Source organism: Nonomuraea sp. NPDC059023, from assembly GCF_042740095.1.
Taxonomy (GTDB): Bacteria; Actinomycetota; Actinomycetes; order Streptosporangiales; family Streptosporangiaceae; genus Nonomuraea.
On sequence record NZ_JBHYIO010000010.1, the window covers coordinates 44,683 to 63,968 of the forward strand.

Genomic DNA, 19,286 nt, shown 5'->3' on the forward strand with positions numbered 1-19,286 from the left:
TTAGGTCACTATGGGAGGGTACGACCTTAACCCCACTTCGCGAAACCGAGCGCGTACGTTCCGTCACTTCGCCTTTCCGACATTCCTTCACATTCTGACCGGCCCAGAACCTACTTCTAGAACCCCATACGGCCCCCGACCTCGCGCGATGCCCGCCGCGACCAAGGGCTCCAGGATCTTTTACGGCTCAGGCTCGACCGCGACCGCCGCGGCCGCCTCCGGCCCCTGCTCCAGCAGCACGCCGAAGCCCCGCTCGTCGAGGATGGGCACGCCGAGTGACACCGCCTTGTCGTACTTCGACCCGGCGTTCTCCCCCACCACCACGAACGCGGTCTTCTTGGAGACCGAACCGGCCACCTTGCCGCCGCGCGACTCGATCTCCTGCGCGGCCGAGTCGCGGGTGTGGCCCTCCAGCGTGCCGGTGACCACGAGCGTCAGCCCCTCCAGGGTCTTCGGGCCGGTCGCCTGCGCGGGCTCGTCGTCCTCCATGCGCACGCCCGCCGCCCGCCACCGCTCGATGATCTCGCGGTGCCAGCCGACCTCGAACCACTCCTTGATCGTGGCGGCCATGTTGGGCCCGATGTCCTTGATCGCGGCCAGCTCCTCCACCGAGGCGTTCATGATGGCGTCGACCGAGCGCATCGCCGAGGCCAGCGCGCGTGCCGTCGGCGGCCCCACGTGCCGGATCGACAACGCCACCAGCACCCGCCACAGCTCCTTGTCCTTGGCCGCCTCCAGCTGCTCGCGCAGGCTGAGCGCGGCCATCGACGGCTCGCCGTTGGCGTTGGAGAACAGCGAGACGACCTTGGGCTCGCCGGTCTTCTCGTCGATCTTGGGCGCGCCGGTGTCCTGGTCGCGGACGATCGAGCGGATCGGGATCAGCTTGTCGAGCGTGAGGTCGAACAGGTCGGCCTCGGTACGCAGCACCGGCTCCTGCCCGGCCACCGGCTGGGTGAGCGCGGTCGCGGCCACGTAGCCCAGGCCGCCGATGTCGAGGGCGTTGCGGCGGGCGGCGAAGAAGACCCGCTCGCGCAGCTGCGCCGGGCAGTGCTGGGCGTTCGGGCAGCGCAGGTCGGCGTCGCCCTCCTTCTCGTAGGCCAGCGCGGTGCCGCAGGCCGGGCAGTGGGTCGGCATCGTGAACTCGCGCTCGCCGCCGTCGCGCAGGGCGAGCACCGGCCCGACGATCTCGGGGATGACGTCTCCGGCCTTGCGCAGCACCACGGTGTCGCCGATGAGCACGCCCTTGGCCTTCACCACCGCCGCGTTGTGCAGCGTGGCCCGTTCCACCGTCGAACCGGCCACCACGATCGGCTCCATGACCGCGAACGGCGTGACCCGCCCGGTCCTGCCGACGCCCACGTGGATGTCGAGCAGCTTGGTGTTGACCTCCTCGGGCGGATACTTGAAGGCGATCGCCCAGCGCGGCGCCCGCGAGGTCGAGCCCAGCTCACGCTGGGTGCGGAAGTTGTCGACCTTCACCACGACACCGTCGATCTCGTACGCCGGGTCGTGCCGGTGCACCCGGTAGTGCTCGATGAAGGCGTTGACCTCGGTGAGACCCGCCACCACCCGGAACAGGTCGGAGACCGGCAGCCCGAAGGCCCGCAGCCGGTCGTAGACGTCCGACTGCGCCTTCGGCTCCTCGGCGCCCTCCCAGACGCCGATCCCGTGCACGATCATGCGCAGCGGGCGCTGGGCGGTGACGCGCGGGTCCTTCTGCCGCAGCGTGCCCGCCGCCGCGTTGCGCGGGTTGGCGAACAGCGGCTTTCCCTCGGCGCCCAGTTGCTCGTTGAGCTTGGCGAAGTCGGCCACCGGGATGTACACCTCGCCGCGTACCTCCACCAGCGACGGGATGTCGTCGCCCCGGAGCCGGTGCGGCACCCCCTGGATCGTGCGCACGTTCGGGGTCACGTCGTCGCCCGTGCGCCCGTCGCCGCGGGTCGCGCCGCGCTCCAGCTTCCCGTCCCGGTAGACCAGCGCGATCGCCAGCCCGTCGATCTTCAGCTCGCACAGGTACGGCCCCGCGTCCCCCTCGGCCAGCCGTTCCGCCCGCGCGCTCCACGCGGCCATGTCGGCCTCGTTGAAGGCGTTGTCCAGGCTCTCCATCCGCGCCACGTGCTGCACCTTGGCGAAATCACCGGACGGCGGCGCGCCCACCTTCTGCGTAGGCGAGTCGGGCGTGCGCAGCGTGGGGTCGATCTCCTCCAGCGAGAGCAGTTCGCGAAACCACTGGTCGAACTGGGCGTCGCTCACCGTCGGATCGTCGAGCACGTAATACCGCCAGCGAGCTTCTTCGACCAGTTCGCTTACTTCCGCGTGCCTCTTACGGGCATCGCCCGGCGCTTCGGCGGTCATCCCCGTACTCCCCTCGTTCAACGTTCAGAGAGAACGCTATCCAAGGGAACGGCGGTCAGGAAAAGACATTGGGGTCCCTGCCGCGCACCCCTGTCTCGTGCGAATTGATCCGCTCGACTTTGGCGCCCATCTCGGTGATCTTCCGGCTGGTGTTGATGACGATCGTGCCGGTGTCCGTACCGGGCCCGGGATTGTAGATCTCACGGCTGCCCCGGCCGCCGCCCTCGGTCCTGTAGTAGATGGTCAGCCGCGTGTCCCAGCCCGGCCCGCCGTCCTCCAGGGAGAAGCGGATGCGATACCTCTTGAACCCTTTTCTCCGGGGGCTGATCTTCAGTGTCGCGTCGGCCCGGTGAGAAGGCGACGGAAGGGACACCTTGCTACCGCTCTCCACCATTTCCCGCCTCTCCTAACACGTGGTCAGTGCGCAGGCCGCGATCAACGGCTGGTCGATCACATCGGCCAAATAGCGGAAATCCCATTCGACAACCCCGCTTTGGACGTTACTTGCGACCATCGCGTACGTGCCAGGCCCAAAGGCGACCCCTTCCCCGGCCCTGGACAACGTGTGCACGCGGCGCGGCCCGGAACGGTCCCGGATGAGCCAGACGGCGACCGTCTCGTCCAGGGCGGCCGTCGCGGCGACCCGGCCGTCGGGGCTGATCGCCACCTCGTGGACCGGGCCGCCGTGCCCGCCCATCGAGCCCGCCGCGGCCAGCCGCGTGCCCCCGCTCACCTCCCACAGCACCGCCTTCCTGTCCTCGCCGCCGCTCACCACCAGCTCCCCGCGTACGGCCAGCGCCCGCACGTCACCGGAGTGCCCGTCACCCGTGGCGGTACGGCGGGGCCGTACGGGATCACGCAGATCCCACAGCGCCAGCCGCCCGTCCGCCCCGCCCACGACCCCGAACCCGTCGCCCAGCGCGACCACGGAGGCGGCGCCCGTCCCGGGCAGGCGGCTCTCCAGCCCGGTCGCCGCCGACCACAGGACCACTCCGCCGGGCCCGCTCATCAGGGCCAGGCGGCCGTCCGGGCTGAGCGCGACCGAACGCAGCCGCATCCCCTCGGCCAGCGTCAGCGATCCGGCCGGGCGGCGCAGCGTCGCGCCGGACTCGCCGCCGGCCAGGGCCGAGGTACCGTCCGCGCTCAGCGCCACCGCCGTCGCCTCGGGAAAGCGCGCCACCTCGCCCTCCGGACCCCAGAGGGTGGCGCCTTCGCGGTCGTGGGTCAGCTTCATCGCCCCGCCGACCGCGATCTGGTCCGCCGCGCCGGGCAGGACCTTCCTGCCGGGCGGGTCGGCGTAGCGCCAGAGGATGGCGCTGGTGTCGCCGCTGCCCGTGAGCAGCCGTCCGCCGGGCCCGAACCCGACCGCGGTCGCCTCGGCGGTGTGCCCGGCCAGCCGGGTCCTGACCTGCGGGAAGCGCGGGTCGGCCAGGTCCCAGACGATGACCGAGTAGTCGTCGCCGGCCGAGGCCAGCATGGTGCCGCCCGGCGCGAAGGCCACGTCGCCGATGAAGCCCTCGTGCCCGGTCAGGTAGCCGACCAGCTCGGGCCGGCCGCTTACGTCCCAGACGCGTTCGCCCACCACGGCCAGGGCGCCGTCCGCGCGCAGCGCGACGCCGAGGCTCGGGTTGCTCTCCGTCTCCGGCACGGGCAGCGGCTCGGAGGTTCCGGCGCCCAGGCGCCATACGCGCCCCGCGCCTGACCCGTCGGCCGCCACCAGCACCTCACCGGCCACGGCCAGGTCGGTGACGGGCGGGCCGAAGCGGGAGAGCATCTTCGGCGTCCCGCGCACGTCCCACAGCTCCACGCCGCGGTCCGTGGCCACGGCCACCCGGTCGCCGCCCGCGTAGAACTCCGCGTGATGGCCGGGATCGCCCAGGACCGCCGCCAGCCGGGGCGACGGGCCGGTCAGGTCCCAGATCTCCGGCGCCGTCTCGCGCCAGGACACCACCGCCCGGCCGTCCGGGCCGAAGCGGGCCGCGTAGACCGAGCCCTTGCCGGTGGCGGGCAGGGTGGCGAGTTTGGTGCGTTTCTCCAGGTCCCAGAGGTGGAGCGTGCCCTGGAAGTCGCCGGTCAGGGCTCTGGCGCCGTCCGGGCTGACGGCGACCGCGTTGACCGAGGCGCTGAACCCGGTCAGGCGGGCGCGGTAGGCCATGCTGAGCGCGTCGGCGGCCAGGGCGGACTCCGTCACGGTTCCGGCGTCGGTTCTGACCGCCTCGATGCCGAGGCGGAGGGCGGCGGGTGGGTCGGCCTGCCGTACGACGTCGGCCTGGAAGACCTTCGCGCGCGCGGCGGCCGTGCGGCGCTCGCGCTCGGCGTCCTGATATTTCAGTACGGCCACCGCGGAAGCGATCAGCGACACCACGAGCAGCCCGCTCAGCACGGACACCAGCGCCACCCGTAGCCGGGCCCGCCGCCTGGCCAGCGCCTGCGAGGCGGCCAGGAACCGGGCCACCAGCGGTCCCGGCCGCCGCCCCGCCGCCCATTCGCGGGCCAGCTCCAGCCGCGAGCCCTGATACAGCCCCGCCGCGTCGCCCTCCCACGCGCGGGCCGCCTCGACCAGGCGCTGCTCGACCAGGAGCGCTGCCCGGTCGTTCTCGATCCAGCCGCGCAACGCCGGCCAGGCGGTCAGCAGCGCCTCGTGGGTGATCGTGACGTGCTCGCCGTCCAGCGTGAGCAGGCGGGCGTCGTCGGCGGCGAACGCGGCGATCGCCTCCTCGGCGGGCAGCTCCGCGGCGGGCAGCTCCAGGGCGAGCTGGTCGCGGGTGAGGCGGCGGCGGGTGTCGTCGGTGCCGTCGCCGACGTGCACCAGCCGCAGGAACAGCGCCTTCGCGCGGCCGGGGTCGGGCAGCGAGGCCAGCACGTCGTCGGCGGTGGCGGCGAGCGCGCCGTGGATGCCGCCGGTCTGGCGGTATCCGGCCACGGTCAGGACGGTTCTGCGGCGCTGCTGCCAGGTGGCCAGCAGCGCGTGCGAGAGCAGCGGCAGCCGTCCCGGCTCCTGGCCGAGGTCGCGCAGGAGCAGCTCGGCCAGGCCAGGCTCCAGTGTCAGCCCGGCCGATGTCGCGGGGCGTTCGATGGCGGCGCGTAACTCGTCCTCGGTCATCGCGCCGACCACGACCTGGCCGCGTTCCAGCGCGGTGCGCAGGGCCGGGTGCTCGGCGCAGCGGCCGAGGAAGTCGGCGCGGACCGCCAGCACGGTCAGGCCGGGACGAGCGCAGACGCGCGCGGCGGCGTCCAGGTCCTCCTCGAACTGGTCGACGATCAGCACGTCCACGTCATCGGGCAGGGGGTCGCCCGGCCTGATCACCGCGGCGGTGCGCGGGCCGCCCATCGCGCCCTGGCGCAGCGCCGGGACCAGTCCCGCGCGCAGCAGCGAGGACTTGCCCGACCCCGACGGCCCGGTGACGATCAGCGGCGCCGGGTCGGCCTCGCGTTCGGCCAGCCGCCTGACCAGCTCGGCGACCAGCCGGTCCCGGCCGAAGAACAGCGCCGCGTCCGTCTCGCCGAACGCGGCCAGGCCCTTGTAGGGGGCGCCCTCCGGCAGGCCGGACGGCGACAGCCGTACACCCTCGGGAGAAAGCCCGTGGGCGGGGTTGCGGGCGAGCGCGAGCTCGCCCACGCGGCCGGTGGAGCGGGCGCGCGGGCGCGGGAACCCGGCCGCGGGCAGCGTGCGGCTCAGATGCCGGTGGACGTGCTGCAGCGTCAGGTACGGCGGGCCGCCCGGATCCCCCTCCCGCAGCAGGCGCAGCAGGGCCCCGGAGAAGGCCGTGTACCTGGCGCCCTCCGGGGCGAAGGAGGGCTCGCTGCGCCCGGCGGAGGTCAGCACGTACGCGCCGGTGATCTCGGTGAGCCCGGCCACCTCGTCGAGCGCGGACATGCCCTCGATGGCCCGGCCGGAGAAGCAGCAGTCGAGGACCACCGCGACCGGCGCGTCCACGTTGTCGAGGAGGTAGCGCCGCACGGTGTCATACGGCAGAGCCGTGTGTTCCAGGTGGAGCGGCCCGGAACGGGTGACACCGGCGGCCAGATGAAGCGAGCCACGACGGCTGACAAGGCCGTGGCCCACGTAATACACGATCAGCGGGCCGCCCGCGGAAGCCGCCGCCTGGGAGACGGCGGCGCCCAGCTCCAGCGGACTCGCCAGATCGAGCCCGACCCGGACGTCGGCCAGCCCGCACGTCTCCAGCAACACCGCACGCAGGTCGTGGAGGGTACGAGCGACCGCGGGGAGGTCCGGCAGGTCGGATTCTGGACGATGCGTGCCCGTGCCGATCAGCAGCGCGCTGGCGCCCGCGAAGTCACCGGCTCTCACGCATCGAGTTCAGCACAATCTCGCGATCGCGCTATGGGTAGGTCCCTACTCAGCCACCTGGGGCCCCCTGGCCCCGAGCTTCAGCCGCCTTGGGCCCAGACGCCGTCCCAGCCGGAGCACTTTCCGGTGATCTTGGTGGCGGTGCCGCGGCAGACCTTGCCCTCGATGGAGAGCATGTAGCCGGTGCCGAGGGAGAACGCCAGCGGCTTGGTGCCCGAGCAGTTCTTGTAGGTCTTCTTGCCCTGGCCGCCGCTCTCCTTGGTCCAGCGGAACTTCAGCCAGGAACATCCCTTCTTGCCGGGGAAGTCGTAGAGCTTGCCGGAGACGGTGAAGCCGGGCCGGTCGAGGACGACCTTGCCCTTGGCCTTGCCCGCGCGGTCGGCGGAATAGATGGAGCCCCAGCTCCAGGTCTCGGGGTTGGCCGAGGCCATGGCGGGGGCCGCAAACGTCGCGGACGCGAAGAGGAGGGTCGCGCCCACGGCTATGCTGCGAAAAATCATGATTCCGAGGCTAGTCAGGCGCCTTGCATCCCGCTTGCAGGATCATCCCGCAGCACCTCCGCCGCCTTGTGACAGGCACGCAGCGCCGCCCGCGCGTACTGGGGAGAGGCCCCCGCCAGCCCGCACGAGGGCGTGAGCGTGACCCGGTCGGCCAGGTCACCCGGCGCGAACCCGAGCCGCCGCCACATCTCCACCGCCGGTCGGGCCACGTCCCCGGCGTCCGGCAGCCGCGCGTCCGTGCCCGGCACCACGCCCAGCAGGAACACCAGCCCGGCTTCGACGGCCTCGCCGATCGCGTCGTCGTCGCGCCGCCGTAGCAGCGAGGCGTCCATGGAGACCCCGCGCACCCCGGCCCGCCGCAGCAGCCCGAAAGGCACGCCGGGCGCGCAACAGTGCACCAGCGGCGCCTCGAACCCCTTCAGCGACTCCTCCACCCGCCACTCCTCGACCGCGGCCAGCCGCCCGAACCCCGAGGCCGTCGGCACCGTGCCCCTCAGCACGCCGGGCAGTCCGGGCTCGTCGAGCTGGAGCACCACCTCGCTCACCCCGGGCAGCCGCTTCCTGACCTCGGCCAGATGCTCCTGAACCCCCTGGGCGAGAGAAGCGGTCAGATCCCGCACCGCCCCCGCGTCGGACAACATCTTGTCGCCGTGGCGCAACTCGATCGCGGCGGCCAGCGTCCACGGCCCGCACACCTGCACCTTGAACGGCCCCTCGAACCCCTGCCCCAGTTCCTCCAGCCCGTCGAGATCACGGCGCAGGTGGTCGGCCGCGCGGTGGTGATCACGTCCGGGCCGGTCCGTCAGCCGCCATCCCGACGGCTGCACCTCGACGGCCAGATCGACGAGCATCGAGGCCGTCCGCCCGACCATGTCCGCACCCACGCCCCTGCCCGGAAGCTCCGGCAGATAGGGCAAACCGGGCACCTCACCGAACACCACACGCAGCGCCTCCAGGTGATCTTCACCCGGATGCGAACCAACCCCGGTAGCCTCCCACGCAGTCATGGCCCCCAGCCTAGTTATCGTGGGGACCATGGAGCTCACCAAGTACGGACACGCGTGCGTGCGGCTGGAGAAGGACGGAAAGGTCCTGATCATCGACCCGGGCGTCTTCACCGAGGACCCGGTCCTGGACGACGCCGACGCCGTGCTCATCACCCACGCCCACTTCGACCACCTCGACACCGAGCGCCTCAAGGCCGCCTCCCCCGACATCGAGGTCTGGACCTGCGCCGAAGTGGCCGCCGCCTTGACCGACGCCCCGATGAAGGTCCAGACGGTGAAGCACGGCGACACCTTCACCACGGCCGGATTCACCGTGAGCACCCACGGCGAATGGCACGCGGCCAACCACCCCGACATGCCGATCGCCAACAACGTCGGTTTCCTGGTGGACGAAGAGCTCTTCTACCCCGGAGACGCCCTGACAGTGCCCGAGGCGCGGGTGGGCACACTGCTGGTCCCAACAGGCGCGCCGTGGCTGAAGCTGTCGGAGATGGTGGAATACCTCCGCACGATCCGCCCCGCCAGGGCGTACTCGACGCACGACGCGTTGTACAGCGAGGTGGGCCTGACCTTGGTCGACAACTGGCTCAAAATGGAAGCCGACCGCCAAAACGCCGACATCCGCCGCCTCCCCCTCCGCACCCCCGTATCTCTCTCCTAACCCGCCACTTCCCTGACGCGCCTTTCCGTCGCGTTGCTTTCTTAAGGGCGCCTATCCGTTACGGCAAGCCGCCCCACCGCCACCCGCCGTCGTGGGCGGGCGCCGATCGTGGGGATCGCTTCTCACGTCGGACGTGGTCCCCACCGCAACGGCCCCCTTGACCAGCTCCCGTGGTCAATCACCGTCTCGAAGGCACGCTTCCGGGGGCCACGCGGCTGAGAGCGCAGGGCGGAGGCTAGGAGGAGGAGGCGATGGTGGCGGAGCCTATTACTGTGTCGCCCGAGTACAGGACGGCGGCCTGGCCGGCGGCTACGCCTGTGGCCGGGCGGGTCAGCGTGATGTGGAGGTCGTCGCCGGCCTGCTCGTAGTGGCAGTCGTAGACCTCGCCGTGGGCGCGTAGCTGGACCGTGACCGGGCCGGTGGCGGCGGGGCCGTTCCACAGGGGGCGGACGCAGTGGATCGACATGACCTCGAGCGCCGCGCGCGGGCCCACCGTCACGGTGTTGGAGACCGGCTCGATCGACAGTACGTAGCGGGGGCGGCCGTCGGGGGCGGGGCGGTCGATGTGCAGGCCCTTGCGCTGGCCGACCGTGAACCCGTGCGCCCCCTGGTGGGCGCCCACCACCTCGCCGTCCTGGTCGAGGATGTTGCCCGGCTCGGAGCCGAGGCGCTTGGCCAGGAAGCCGCGGGTGTCGCCGTCGGCGATGAAGCAGATGTCGTGGCTGTCAGGCTTGTCGGCCACGGTCAGGCCACGGCGGGCGGCCTCCTCGCGTACCTGCGCCTTGGTGGAGTCGCCGAGCGGGAAGATCGCGTGGCTGAGCTGCTCGCGGGTGAGCACGCCGAGCACGTACGACTGGTCCTTGGCCAGGTCCGGGCTCCTGGACAGCACCCCGTCGGCCAGCTTCGCGTGATGCCCGGTGGCCACCGCGTCGAACCCCAGCGCCAGCGCCCGATCCAGCACCGCCTCGAACTTGATCTTCTCATTGCACCGCAGGCACGGGTTCGGCGTGCGCCCCGCGGCGTACTCGGCCACGAAGTCCTCGACCACGTCCCGCTGGAAACGCTCGGCCATGTCCCAGATGTAGAACGGAATCCCGATCACGTCCGCGGCCCGGCGGGCGTCGCGGGAGTCCTCGATCGTGCAACACCCACGCGCGCCGGTGCGGTGCGATTGAGGGTTGGCCGACAGCGCCAGATGCACACCGGTGACATCATGACCGGCCTCGGCGATCCGGGCAGCGGCCACGGCAGAGTCGACGCCGCCCGACATGGCGGCAAGCACACGAAGTCCCATGACCCAACCAGCGTACCCGCTCAACCACGCCACCCTTTTCCCCTCCCACCCCAAGCGCAGCCACCCAAGAGCCAAGCCCAAACCCACCACCCCACGAAGCCCCCGCCAACAGCAGCACCGAACAAGCCCCGCCAGACAAAGCAGCGGGCGCAAGCGGGCCAACCAGCGGGATCCGGCTGGCGAAGCAGCCATGCAAGCGGGCCGACCGTGCCAACAGACGAGCGCTGGCGGGCAAAGGCAGGCGAGCCCACTGCCCGCTGCCCGCTGCCGACTGCCGGCTGCCGGCCGCTGACAGCGGTGGCTTTTCGGGCGCCGGGGCGGCGGGGTGTTGGGCGGTGGGGTCGGCGCCTTTGGCAGGGGGCCAGGTAGGGGCATGGTGGCTGGTCAAAGGGGGCCGTTGCGGTGGGGACCACGTCCGACGTGAGAAGCGATCCCCACGATCGGCGCCCGCCCACGACGGCGGGTGGCGGTGGGGCGGCTTGCCGTAACGGATAGGCGCCCTTAAGAAAGCAGCGCAACGGAAGGCGCCCGTAAGAGGGCAGCGCAACGGGGCGGCGGGACGAAGAGGTGGGGAAAAACGTGCGGGGGCTCTGAGACAATGACGGGTTATGCGACTGTTCGGGCGCAAGGACGACGAGGACCAGGAGCCGGTCATGCCCGGTGATCTCATTGCCGACTTCTGGGTGTGGTGGGAGCGGACGCGGCCACAGCTCGATGGCATGGTGGCGGCCGAGGAGCCGGAGCGGCTGGCCGAGGCGCTGGAGCCGGCCGTCGCGGCGGTGCATCCGGGGCTCGTGTACGAGATCGCGCCGGGCCGGGGGGCGGCTCACGCGCTGGTCGTGACCGCTGCCGGGGACGCCGAGCTGCGGTCGCTGGCGCATCGGTGGGCCAAGGCGGCGCCGCCGGCGGATCTGCTGTGGGAGTTCCATCCGTCGCGGCAGGCCAATCCCCTGGCGCTGGAGCTGACGCTGGATGTGGGCGGCAAGGAGTTCGCGCTGGAGGAGCTGATGCTCGGGCTGCGCGTGCCGCGCGGGTCGGCACGGATCGACGTGGCCGCCCACCACCCCGTGTTCAGCGATCTTGATGACGAGACGCGCATGGAGGCGGCGCTGCTGGCGCTCGACTGGCTGCTCGGCGAGGACGACGTGGCCCGCTGGATCGGTGAGATCACCGCGGCCACGTTCCAGCCCATCGACGCCGTCTCGGCCGCTCATCTGCGGGCCGTGGTCGACGACGTGGCCTCGGGGTATGACGAGGAGCAGTGGGCGCTGCTGGAAGGGCAGACCGCGGGTGGCGCGCCGCTGGTCGCGACGACGCGGTATCCGCTGCGGCCGGTCGACTATCCGCTGTTCGACCAGCACATCCAGATCACGCTCCCCTACTCCCACCGCGACGAGAACGGCCTGCCGGTCGGCGACTCGCTCATCGCGCTGCGCGACTTCGAGGAACGGCTGGCCGCCCGCCTGACCAAGCTCCACGCCGACGCGATCCTGGCGGCGCACCTGAGCGCCGAGGGCCACCGGGTGATCCACCTGTACGCGGACCCGACGGGCGAGGCGGCCATCCACGCCAAGGAGCTCATCGTCGGCTGGCAGGAGGGCGATCCGGTGGTGGACGTCGACTCCGATCCCGCCTGGGTGTCGGTGGCGCCGTTCCTGTCCTGAGCGGCAGGGTGATGGTGAAGACGGTGCCCTCTCCCGGGGTGCCGGCGGCGGTCACCGTTCCGCCGTGGGCGGTGACGATGCTGCGGACGATGGCCAGGCCGAGCCCGCTGCCGCCGCCCTTCCTGCTGCGGGAGCGGTCGGCCCGCCAGAAGCGGTCGAAGACGTGGGGCAGGTCTTCGGGGGCGATGCCGGTGCCGGTGTCGGCGACTTCGATCGCCACCTGATCACCGAGCGGGCGGCCGGTCAGTGCGATGTGGCCGCCGGGCGGGGTGTGGCGGATGGCGTTGGTGACGAGGTTGCCCACGGCTTGGCGCAGCCGTACCGGGTCGGCTTCGAGGGTGAGGCCGGGGGCGGCGGTGACGGTCAGGGTGAGGCCGGGCGCGGGGTGGGCGGCGGCCACCTGGTCGAGGAGGTCGCGCAGGCCGGCGGGCTCGGGGTGGAGGCGGAGCTTGCCCGCGTCGGCGATCGACAGGTCCTGCAGGTCGTCGATGATGTGTTGCAGCAGCAGCGACTCCTTGAGCAGGCGCCGCGTGTCCAGGGGGGCGACGCCGTCTTCCACCGCCTCCAGCCAGCCGCGGATGTTGCTGAGCGGGGTGCGCAGTTCGTGGGCGACGTCGCTGACCATGTCCTTGCGCAGCGCCTCAAGGCGGAGCCGGTGCTCGGCCATCTCGTTGAAGGCCGCGGCGAGGTCGCCGAGTTCGCCGCCGGCCGACACGCTGACCTTGGCGGCGCCGTCCTCGCGCATGCGGTGGACGGCGGCGGTCAGGGCGCGTAGCGGGTGGATGACGCGGGTGGCCAGGTAGAAGCTGATGGCGGCGCTCAGCACCAGGATGGCGGCGGCCACGGCGGCGATGCGGGCGGTGTTTCCCGGCGAGAGGTTCAGGGCGGGGGCGGTGGGCGCCGACTCGATGAACAGCCAGGCCGCGGGGGCCACGTGGGAGCGCAGTTGCTCGCGGCGGCTGGTGTCGAGGCAGCCGTTGACGCCTTCGGCGACGGGGCCGCCGACCACCGCGGGGCGGGTCCAGGTCCAGGTGAGGTCGCGGGAGAGCTTGACGGGGTCGCGGCCCTCGCGGTTCAGGCAGGCGTTGACCAGGGAGTTGAGCTGGCGCAGGGCCTTGGCCTCGGTGCGGGTGGAGCGGGTGAGGTCGTACTTGGTGCACGCGTCCCGGACCGGGGTGGGTTCTGTGCCCTCCACCTCGACGTCGGGACGGCCGGACGGGCTGGTGACCGCCTTGGCGTCGAACCCGGTGCGGCGCAGGCACTCCACGCGCAGCTGGGCGAGCCGGCGCAGCGCGCGTACCTCGGCGGTGCGCAGGGTGAACGGGCCGGTGGCTCTGGGGTCGATGCGGTCGGGGCCGACCGAGGGCAGCAGCGCGGTGTCCACCGCCAGCGGGTCGACCACGGCGGAAGGGGTCGCGGGCGGGGTGCCCGGGGCGGAGGCGGCGATCGGGCGGCGGTCGTGGGTGGTCAGCGTGATCTTGCGGCCGGTCTTGGCGGCGAGGTCGGCGACGATCCGGTCCACGCCGTTCCACGCGGGGTGGCGGGCGGCGTAGGCGAGGAGGGTGTCGTAGACGCGGGTGTCCTCGGCGAGTGCCTGGCCGCGCTGCTGCTGGATGGCGCCCGAGGTCAGGGTGCCGACGACCCAGGCGGTCGCGGCGACGGAGCAGACGGCCACGAGCACGGAGGCGGCGAGCAGCTTGACCCGCAGCCCGCTACGGCGCCGCATCGACGAGCTTGTAACCGACGCCGTAGACGGTCAGCAGGGTGACGGGGCGGCGGGGGTCGGGTTCGAGCTTCTTGCGGAGGTTCATCACGTGCATGTCGACCGTGCGTTCGGTGATGTAGCGGTCGAAGCCGTGGATGTGCTCCAGGAGCTGGCGGCGGGTGAAGACCCGTTCCGGTTCCGCCGCCATGGCCGCCAGGAGCTGGAACTCGCCGGGGGTGCACTCGACGGGCCGTCCGCCCTGCCGTACCTCGTGGCGGAGGGGGTCGATGAGCAGGTCGCCGATGGCGTGCACCGGGGCGGCGGCGCGCACGCGGCGGCGCAGGAGCGCGCGGGCGCGCGCCATCAGCTCGCGCGGGCTGAACGGCTTGGTCATGTAGTCGTCGGCGCCCAGGTCGAGGCCGAGCAGCAGGTCGTCCTCGGTGCTGCGGGCGGTCAGCATGAGCAGGGGCACGTCGGACTCGGCGCGCAGCACGCGGCAGACGTCCAGGCCGTCGACCCGGGGCAGCATGAGGTCGAGGATGACCAGGTCGGGCTCGGCGGCGCGGGCCGCGTCGATGGCGGCGCGGCCGTCGTGCACGGCGGTGACCCGGTGGCCCTCGTGTTCGAGGTAGCGGCGGATCAGCTCCGCCTGGCCCTCGTCGTCCTCGGCGATCAAGACATGTGCCCCCATGCGCTTCACGGTATGTGACAAGACAGGTTCCCCATGTCATCCTGACAAGTCCCTTAAAAGCGGGCGGCAGGGTGAGGCCCATGAAGCTCACCAAAGCACTCGCCGTCGCCGGTCTCACCGCCGTCACGCTGGGCGGCGGCATGGTCGCGGCGCACGCCGCGACCCCCACCCCGGCACCCGCGCCTGTCAAGACCCCCGCGCCCGCGCCTGTCGCGGACAAAGCGGAGAAGGGGGTACGGCTCCCGCTCGACTACACCGAGGCCCGGCTCCTCCGCCTCAGGGAGGCCTACAACCGCTGCCTCAAGGCGCAGGGCGTGAAGTTCACCTCGGCCCCCGCGGTCATGGGACAGGGCGGCATCGGCGTCCCGGCCAAGGGCCAGGAGGCCAAGGTGAAGCGCTGCGCGGACAAGCGGGTGCTGATGCCCAAGGCGATGGACCCCAGGTACAACCGGAACTACGACGCCGACCTCCGCGAGTGGGTACGCCTGCTCAACGCCGCCGGGGTCAAGGTGAAGGCCGTGAAGGGCGGCTGGAACTACACCGAGACCCCGAAGATGGGCAAGGCGGAGCGCCTGGAGATCGAGCGGCGCACCCGCGTCGAGGCCTTCTCCTAACCGGCCTTCGCCAGCTCGCGCTCCTCGCCCCGCTCCGGCATCCTCACGGGGGCGAGGAGGCGCGGGCGCGGCAGGAAGCGGGCGGCCAGCGCGATCAGCAGGCCGAGCACCACGGCCAGGCCCAGCGCGGTGCGCAGTGAGGTCACGTCGGACAGGAACCCGATCACCACGGGGCCGAGCAGCAGTCCGGCGTACCCCATCGCGCCCGCCTGGGCGATCGCGCGCCCGGGGGTGTCCGTGGCGGTTCCCGCCAGGGACATCGTCACCGGTGCGATCGTGGCGACGCCGAGGCCGACGAAGAACATCGCGGCCAAGGCCATGATCGGCGTCGCCGCGGTCAGCACGATGGCGAAGAAGGCGGCCGTGGCCAGCCCGGAGGCGGTCATCAGGCCCTTCACCCCGAAGCGGGACCGCAGGCGGTCACCGGTGAGCCTGGCCAGCAGCATGCCGGCCTCGAAGATCGGGTAGCCGAGCGCGGCCAGCGCCTCGGGGGCGCCGAGCGAGTCGCGCATGAACAGGCCGTTCCAGTCGGCCACGGTGCCCTCGACCATGAAGGCGAAGAACATGATGGCGCCGAGCAGGTAGACGACCGGGGGCAGGCGCTTCTTGCCGGTCTCGGTCACCGAACCCGCGACGGGCTTGTCGGCCAGGTACGAACGGCTCACCCACACCATGACGGGCAGCGAGACGAGGGCGATGAGCGCCAGGTTGGCGGTCAGCGACAGCCCCGAAGCGATCGACAGGGAGCCGATCACACCCGCGCCGATGGCGCCGACGCACCAGCCCGCGTGCATGCTGTTCATGAGCGGCCGGCCGTACGCCTGCTCGACCGCCGAGCCCTGGGCGTTCATGGCGATGTCGACCGCGCCGAACGCCATGCCGAACAGCACCGCGGTCACCAGCAGCACCGGCAGGTTGGGCGCGAAGGCCAGTCCGAGCAGGGAGAGCGCGGTCATGGGACCGCCGACCCGCAGGACCGCCCTGCTGCCCGCGCGGCTCATGACGCCGCGCATCGCCTGCATGCTGACGAGCGCGCCGAGACCCCAGGCGAGCAGGACGCCGCCCACCTCCGCCGCGGACAGACCGAGTTTGTCGGTCAGCGCGGGGATGCGCACGGTCATGGTGCCCACCATCAAGCCGGCAAGGACAAAGGTGAGGATTGCCCCGAAACGGGCAGTCCTCAGGTCGCGGGTCATCACAGGTTCCTTTCACACGCACAAAGAAGAGGGGCACGGCCGCCGGGCCGTACCCCCTGTCAGGAAGGGTTTCGCTCAGAGGAGCGCGAGCAGTCGCCGCTCGAGCGCGGCGAGCTCCTCCTCCGAATGCAGGCTCGGGTCGTGGCTGGCTACGTCCCACAGGCCCTCACAGGCCAGGCGGACGATCTGGGCGGCGACCGGGTCGGGCTCGTCCTTGACGCCCTCGGAATGCCAGCGGCTCATGGCCTCACGCAGCGGCGTGAGCAGGAACATGTTCCCGGAGGCTCCGGTCACCACGGCCCATCGTCGGAGCCGGCCGGAGCGGATCGCCGCCATCGTGGCGCCCAGGTAGCGTTTGCTGTAGGTGTCGTACGGCTGCGCCGCCATCAGCTCGTCGAAGTCGCCGATGAGGCGTTCGGCCATCGCTTTGATCAGCGCTTCCTTGGTGCTGAAGTGATAGAGCAGCCCGCCCTTGCTCACTCCCGCACGGTCGGCCACGGCGGCCAGCGTGAGCGCGTCGGAGCCATGGTCACAGAGGAGTCCCTCCGCGGCATCCAGCAACTCGTCTCTACGCATACCTGACACTGTACCGTCCGGACGGTACAGTAGCAAGCGAGATACCCTGGACGGGTGACCAGACCGTCGGCCTACCTTGATCACGCGGCGACCACCCCCATGCTCCCCGAGGCGATCGAGGCCATGACGGAGCAACTCGGCCGCGTGGGCAACGCCTCCTCCCTGCACGCCGCCGGCCGCCAGACGCGCCGGATCGTCGAGGAGTCACGCGAGTCCATCGCCGACGCCCTCGGCGCCCGCCCCAGCGAGGTCGTCTTCACCTCCGGCGGCACCGAAGCCGACAACCTCGCCATCAAGGGCCTGTACTGGTCGCGCCGCCCCGCCGACCGCATCCTCATCAGCTCCGTCGAGCACCACGCCGCGCTCGACCCGGCCCAGTGGCTCGAACGCAGCCAGGGCGCCCGCGTCACCCTCCTGCCCGTCGACCCGGTGGGCCGCGTCGACCCGTCGGAGCTGCGCGCGGCCATCGCCGACGATCCGTCCGGCGTGGCCGTGGTCAGCGTCATGTGGGCCAACAACGAGGTCGGCACCGTCCAGCCCGTGCGCGAACTGGCCGCCGTCGCCCACGAGCACGGCATCCCCTTCCACACCGACGCCGTGCAGGCCATCGGCCAGTTGCCCGTCTCCTTCGCCGAGTCCACGGCCGACGCGCTCACGCTGACCGGGCACAAGATCGGCGGCCCGATGGGCGTCGGCGTCCTGCTGCTGGCCAGGGGGCTGACCCCGGTCTCCGTCCTCCACGGCGGCGGCCAGGAGCGCGACGTACGCTCCGGCACCCTCGACGCCCCCGCCATCGCCGGGCTCGCCGCCGCGGTGCGCGTGGCCGTACGCGATCAGGAGCACGAGCACGCCCGCCTGACCGCCCTGCGCGACACCCTCATCCAGCGGGTACGGCAGGCCGTCCCCGACGTCGTGCTCAACGGCGACCCCGTCGACCGGCTGCCCGGCAACGCCCACTTCTCCTTCCCCGGCTGCGAGGGCGACGCCCTGCTCATGCTCCTGGACGCCAAGGGCGTGGAGTGCTCGACCGGCTCCGCCTGCTCGGCGGGGGTCGCCCAGCCCTCTCACGTCCTGCTGGCCATGGGCGCCGACGCGGCCGCCGCCCGCGGCTCACTGCGCTTCACGCTGGGCCACACCTCCACCCAGGAGGACGTGGACCGCCTGGTCGACGTCCTCCCCGCCGCCGTCGAACGCGCCCGCCGGGCGGGCCTGTCGTGACCGGCAAGATCCCCTTCGACGTCGCCGCCTACCACGAACGCGTCCAGCGCAACCCGTGCTTCATCTGCGCGATCGTGGCCGGTGACCCCGCCTACGACGTGGAGAAGGTCTTCTACGAGGACGAGCACCATCTGGCCTTCCTCGCCCGCTACGCGACCCTGCCCGGGTACGTGCTGGTCTGCCCGAAGGCGCACGTCGAGCACGTGGTCCGCGACCTCGACGAGGACGCCTACCTGGCGCTCATGGGCGTCGTGCGCCGGGTGGCGCTGGCCGTGGAGGCGGTGGTCCCGTCCGAGCGGACCTACGTGCTCTCGCTCGGCAGCCGGCAGGGCAACTCCCACCTGCACTGGCACGTGGCGCCGCTGCCGCCGGGCGTTCCGTACGAGCGGCAGCAGTACCACGCGCTGATGGCCGAGAACGGCGTGCTGGAGTGGAGCCCCGAGGAGGGCGAACTCCTGGCCGCACGGCTCAGGCGGGCGCTCGGGTGAAAGCGGACGGCGCCGGAGCCCGCGAAGGGTCCGGCGCCGCCCGTGTGACTACTTGCGCTTGTTGACCTCTTCGGTCAGCTGCGGCACGACCTGGTGGAGGTCGCCCACCACGCCGTAGTCCGCGAGCTCGAAGATCGGCGCCTCGGGGTCCTTGTTGATCGCGACGATGGTCTTCGCGGTCTGCATGCCGGCCCGGTGCTGGATGGCGCCGGAGATGCCCGCCGCCACGTAGAGCTGCGGCGAGACCGTCTTGCCGGTCTGGCCCACCTGGAACTGGTGCGGGTACCACCCGGCGTCCGTCGCGGCGCGGGAGGCGCCGACGGCGGCGCCGAGCGCGTCGGCCAGGCCCTCGATGACCGAGAAGTTCTCGGCCGAGCCCACACCTCGGCCGCCGGAGACCACGATGGCGGCCTCGGTCAGCTCGGGTCGCGCGCCCTTCTCCTGCTTGACCCGGTCGACCACCTTGGCCGCGCGGGCGGCGTCGGACAGCGCGACCGCGACCTCCTCGACGGCGCCGGCGCCCGCCGCGGCCACGGGGGCCGTGGAGTTGGGGCGTACGGCGACGATCGGGGTGCCCTTGGCCACCTTCGACTTGACGTTGACGCCACCGCCGAAGATCGACTGGTCGGCCACGAAACCGTCGCCGAGGCCGACGGCGTCGGTGATGACTCCGGAGTCGGTCTTGACGGCGAGGCGGCCGGCGATCTCCTTGCCCTCGGCCGTGGCGGCGACCAGGACGGCGGCCGGCGCGGCCGAAGAAACCAGCTGCGCGAGCAGCTCGGCCTTCGGGGCCACGACGTAGTCCACGATCTCCTGGGCGGAGGCGTTGTAGACCTTGTCGGCGCCGTACTCGGCGAGCTTGGCCGTGGCGGCGTCGCTCAGGCCGGGACCCGCCCAGACGGCCGACGGGGAGCCGAGGGACTTGGCCAGGGTCAGCAGCTCAAGCGTGACCTTCTTGACCTCGCCGTCGACGTGTTCGACCAGAACGAGAATTTCCGACATATC

Annotated in this window: 16 protein-coding genes; 5 read left to right on the forward strand and 11 right to left on the reverse strand. The window is 71.9% G+C overall.

From position 1 onward, the window contains the following. Positions 1-180: 180 nt before the first annotated feature. From ligA to ACFWYW_RS18650, 5 genes are all read right to left on the reverse strand, one after another. Entirely contained in the window at positions 181-2,355 is a 2,175-nt protein-coding gene (gene ligA, locus ACFWYW_RS18630) for an NAD-dependent DNA ligase LigA (protein WP_379612033.1), read from the reverse strand. A gap of 55 nt (positions 2,356-2,410) precedes the next feature. Continuing rightward, entirely contained in the window at positions 2,411-2,749 is a 339-nt protein-coding gene (locus ACFWYW_RS18635) for a hypothetical protein (protein WP_379612034.1), read from the reverse strand. 12 nt (positions 2,750-2,761) lie between these two features. After that, positions 2,762-6,667 carry a hypothetical protein gene (locus ACFWYW_RS18640; protein ID WP_379612035.1) on the reverse strand — a complete coding sequence of 1,302 codons (3,906 nt, stop codon included), beginning with the start codon at positions 6,665-6,667 and terminating at the stop codon, positions 2,762-2,764. An 80-nt stretch (positions 6,668-6,747) separates the two neighbouring features. Further along, a complete protein-coding gene (locus ACFWYW_RS18645) occupies positions 6,748-7,167 on the reverse strand; it encodes a hypothetical protein (RefSeq protein WP_379612036.1) in 420 nt (139 codons plus the stop codon). A gap of 14 nt (positions 7,168-7,181) precedes the next feature. Further along, positions 7,182-8,174: a methionine synthase gene (locus tag ACFWYW_RS18650; protein ID WP_379612037.1), complete on the reverse strand. Its 993-nt coding sequence runs from the start codon at positions 8,172-8,174 to the stop codon at positions 7,182-7,184. A 28-nt stretch (positions 8,175-8,202) separates the two neighbouring features. Here ACFWYW_RS18650 and ACFWYW_RS18655 point away from each other — a divergent pair, with 28 nt between their 5' ends. Beyond that, positions 8,203-8,835 carry an MBL fold metallo-hydrolase gene (locus ACFWYW_RS18655; protein ID WP_379612038.1) on the forward strand — a complete coding sequence of 211 codons (633 nt, stop codon included), beginning with the start codon at positions 8,203-8,205 and terminating at the stop codon, positions 8,833-8,835. 235 nt (positions 8,836-9,070) lie between these two features. On the opposite strand, the gene mnmA is transcribed toward ACFWYW_RS18655, so the two are convergent. Further along, positions 9,071-10,129, reverse strand: a complete 1,059-nt coding sequence (gene mnmA, locus ACFWYW_RS18660) for a tRNA 2-thiouridine(34) synthase MnmA (protein WP_379612039.1) — start codon at positions 10,127-10,129, stop codon at positions 9,071-9,073. A 608-nt stretch (positions 10,130-10,737) separates the two neighbouring features. On the opposite strand from mnmA, the gene ACFWYW_RS18665 reads away from it, so the two are divergent. Continuing rightward, positions 10,738-11,793 (forward strand): DUF695 domain-containing protein, encoded by a 1,056-nt coding sequence (locus ACFWYW_RS18665; RefSeq protein WP_379612040.1) that lies wholly within the window; start codon positions 10,738-10,740, stop codon positions 11,791-11,793. Here the strand turns inward: ACFWYW_RS18665 and ACFWYW_RS18670 are convergent. Further along, on the reverse strand, positions 11,708-13,519 hold the full coding sequence (locus ACFWYW_RS18670; protein WP_379612042.1) for a sensor histidine kinase: 1,812 nt from the start codon (positions 13,517-13,519) through the stop codon (positions 11,708-11,710). The genes ACFWYW_RS18665 and ACFWYW_RS18670 overlap by 86 nt on opposite strands. Continuing rightward, entirely contained in the window at positions 13,506-14,189 is a 684-nt protein-coding gene (locus ACFWYW_RS18675) for a response regulator (protein ID WP_379612043.1), read from the reverse strand. Before ACFWYW_RS18675 ends, ACFWYW_RS18670 begins: the two co-directional genes overlap by 14 nt. 80 nt (positions 14,190-14,269) lie before the next feature. On the opposite strand from ACFWYW_RS18675, the gene ACFWYW_RS18680 reads away from it, so the two are divergent. Beyond that, positions 14,270-14,803 (forward strand): hypothetical protein, encoded by a 534-nt coding sequence (locus ACFWYW_RS18680; protein ID WP_379612044.1) that lies wholly within the window; start codon positions 14,270-14,272, stop codon positions 14,801-14,803. Here the strand turns inward: ACFWYW_RS18680 and ACFWYW_RS18685 are convergent. Together ACFWYW_RS18685 and ACFWYW_RS18690 are read right to left on the reverse strand one after the other, a co-directional pair. Further along, on the reverse strand, positions 14,800-15,924 hold the full coding sequence (locus ACFWYW_RS18685; protein ID WP_379612045.1) for an MFS transporter: 1,125 nt from the start codon (positions 15,922-15,924) through the stop codon (positions 14,800-14,802). The two genes, ACFWYW_RS18680 and ACFWYW_RS18685, sit on opposite strands and share 4 nt — an antisense overlap. A 150-nt stretch (positions 15,925-16,074) precedes the next feature. Further along, positions 16,075-16,575: a TetR/AcrR family transcriptional regulator gene (locus ACFWYW_RS18690; protein WP_379612047.1), complete on the reverse strand. Its 501-nt coding sequence runs from the start codon at positions 16,573-16,575 to the stop codon at positions 16,075-16,077. 54 nt (positions 16,576-16,629) lie between these two features. Between ACFWYW_RS18690 and ACFWYW_RS18695 the strand changes: the two genes are divergently transcribed. Both ACFWYW_RS18695 and ACFWYW_RS18700 read left to right on the forward strand, forming a co-directional pair. Further along, positions 16,630-17,793: a cysteine desulfurase family protein gene (locus tag ACFWYW_RS18695; protein WP_379612048.1), complete on the forward strand. Its 1,164-nt coding sequence runs from the start codon at positions 16,630-16,632 to the stop codon at positions 17,791-17,793. Beyond that, positions 17,790-18,281 (forward strand): HIT family protein, encoded by a 492-nt coding sequence (locus tag ACFWYW_RS18700; RefSeq protein WP_379612049.1) that lies wholly within the window; start codon positions 17,790-17,792, stop codon positions 18,279-18,281. The genes ACFWYW_RS18695 and ACFWYW_RS18700 overlap by 4 nt, the downstream gene beginning before the upstream one ends. Before the next feature lie 48 nt (positions 18,282-18,329). On the opposite strand, the gene ACFWYW_RS18705 is transcribed toward ACFWYW_RS18700, so the two are convergent. After that, complete coding sequence (locus tag ACFWYW_RS18705) at positions 18,330-19,283, reverse strand: electron transfer flavoprotein subunit alpha/FixB family protein (protein WP_379612050.1); 954 nt, start codon at positions 19,281-19,283, stop codon at positions 18,330-18,332. Positions 19,284-19,286: the final 3 nt, after the last annotated feature.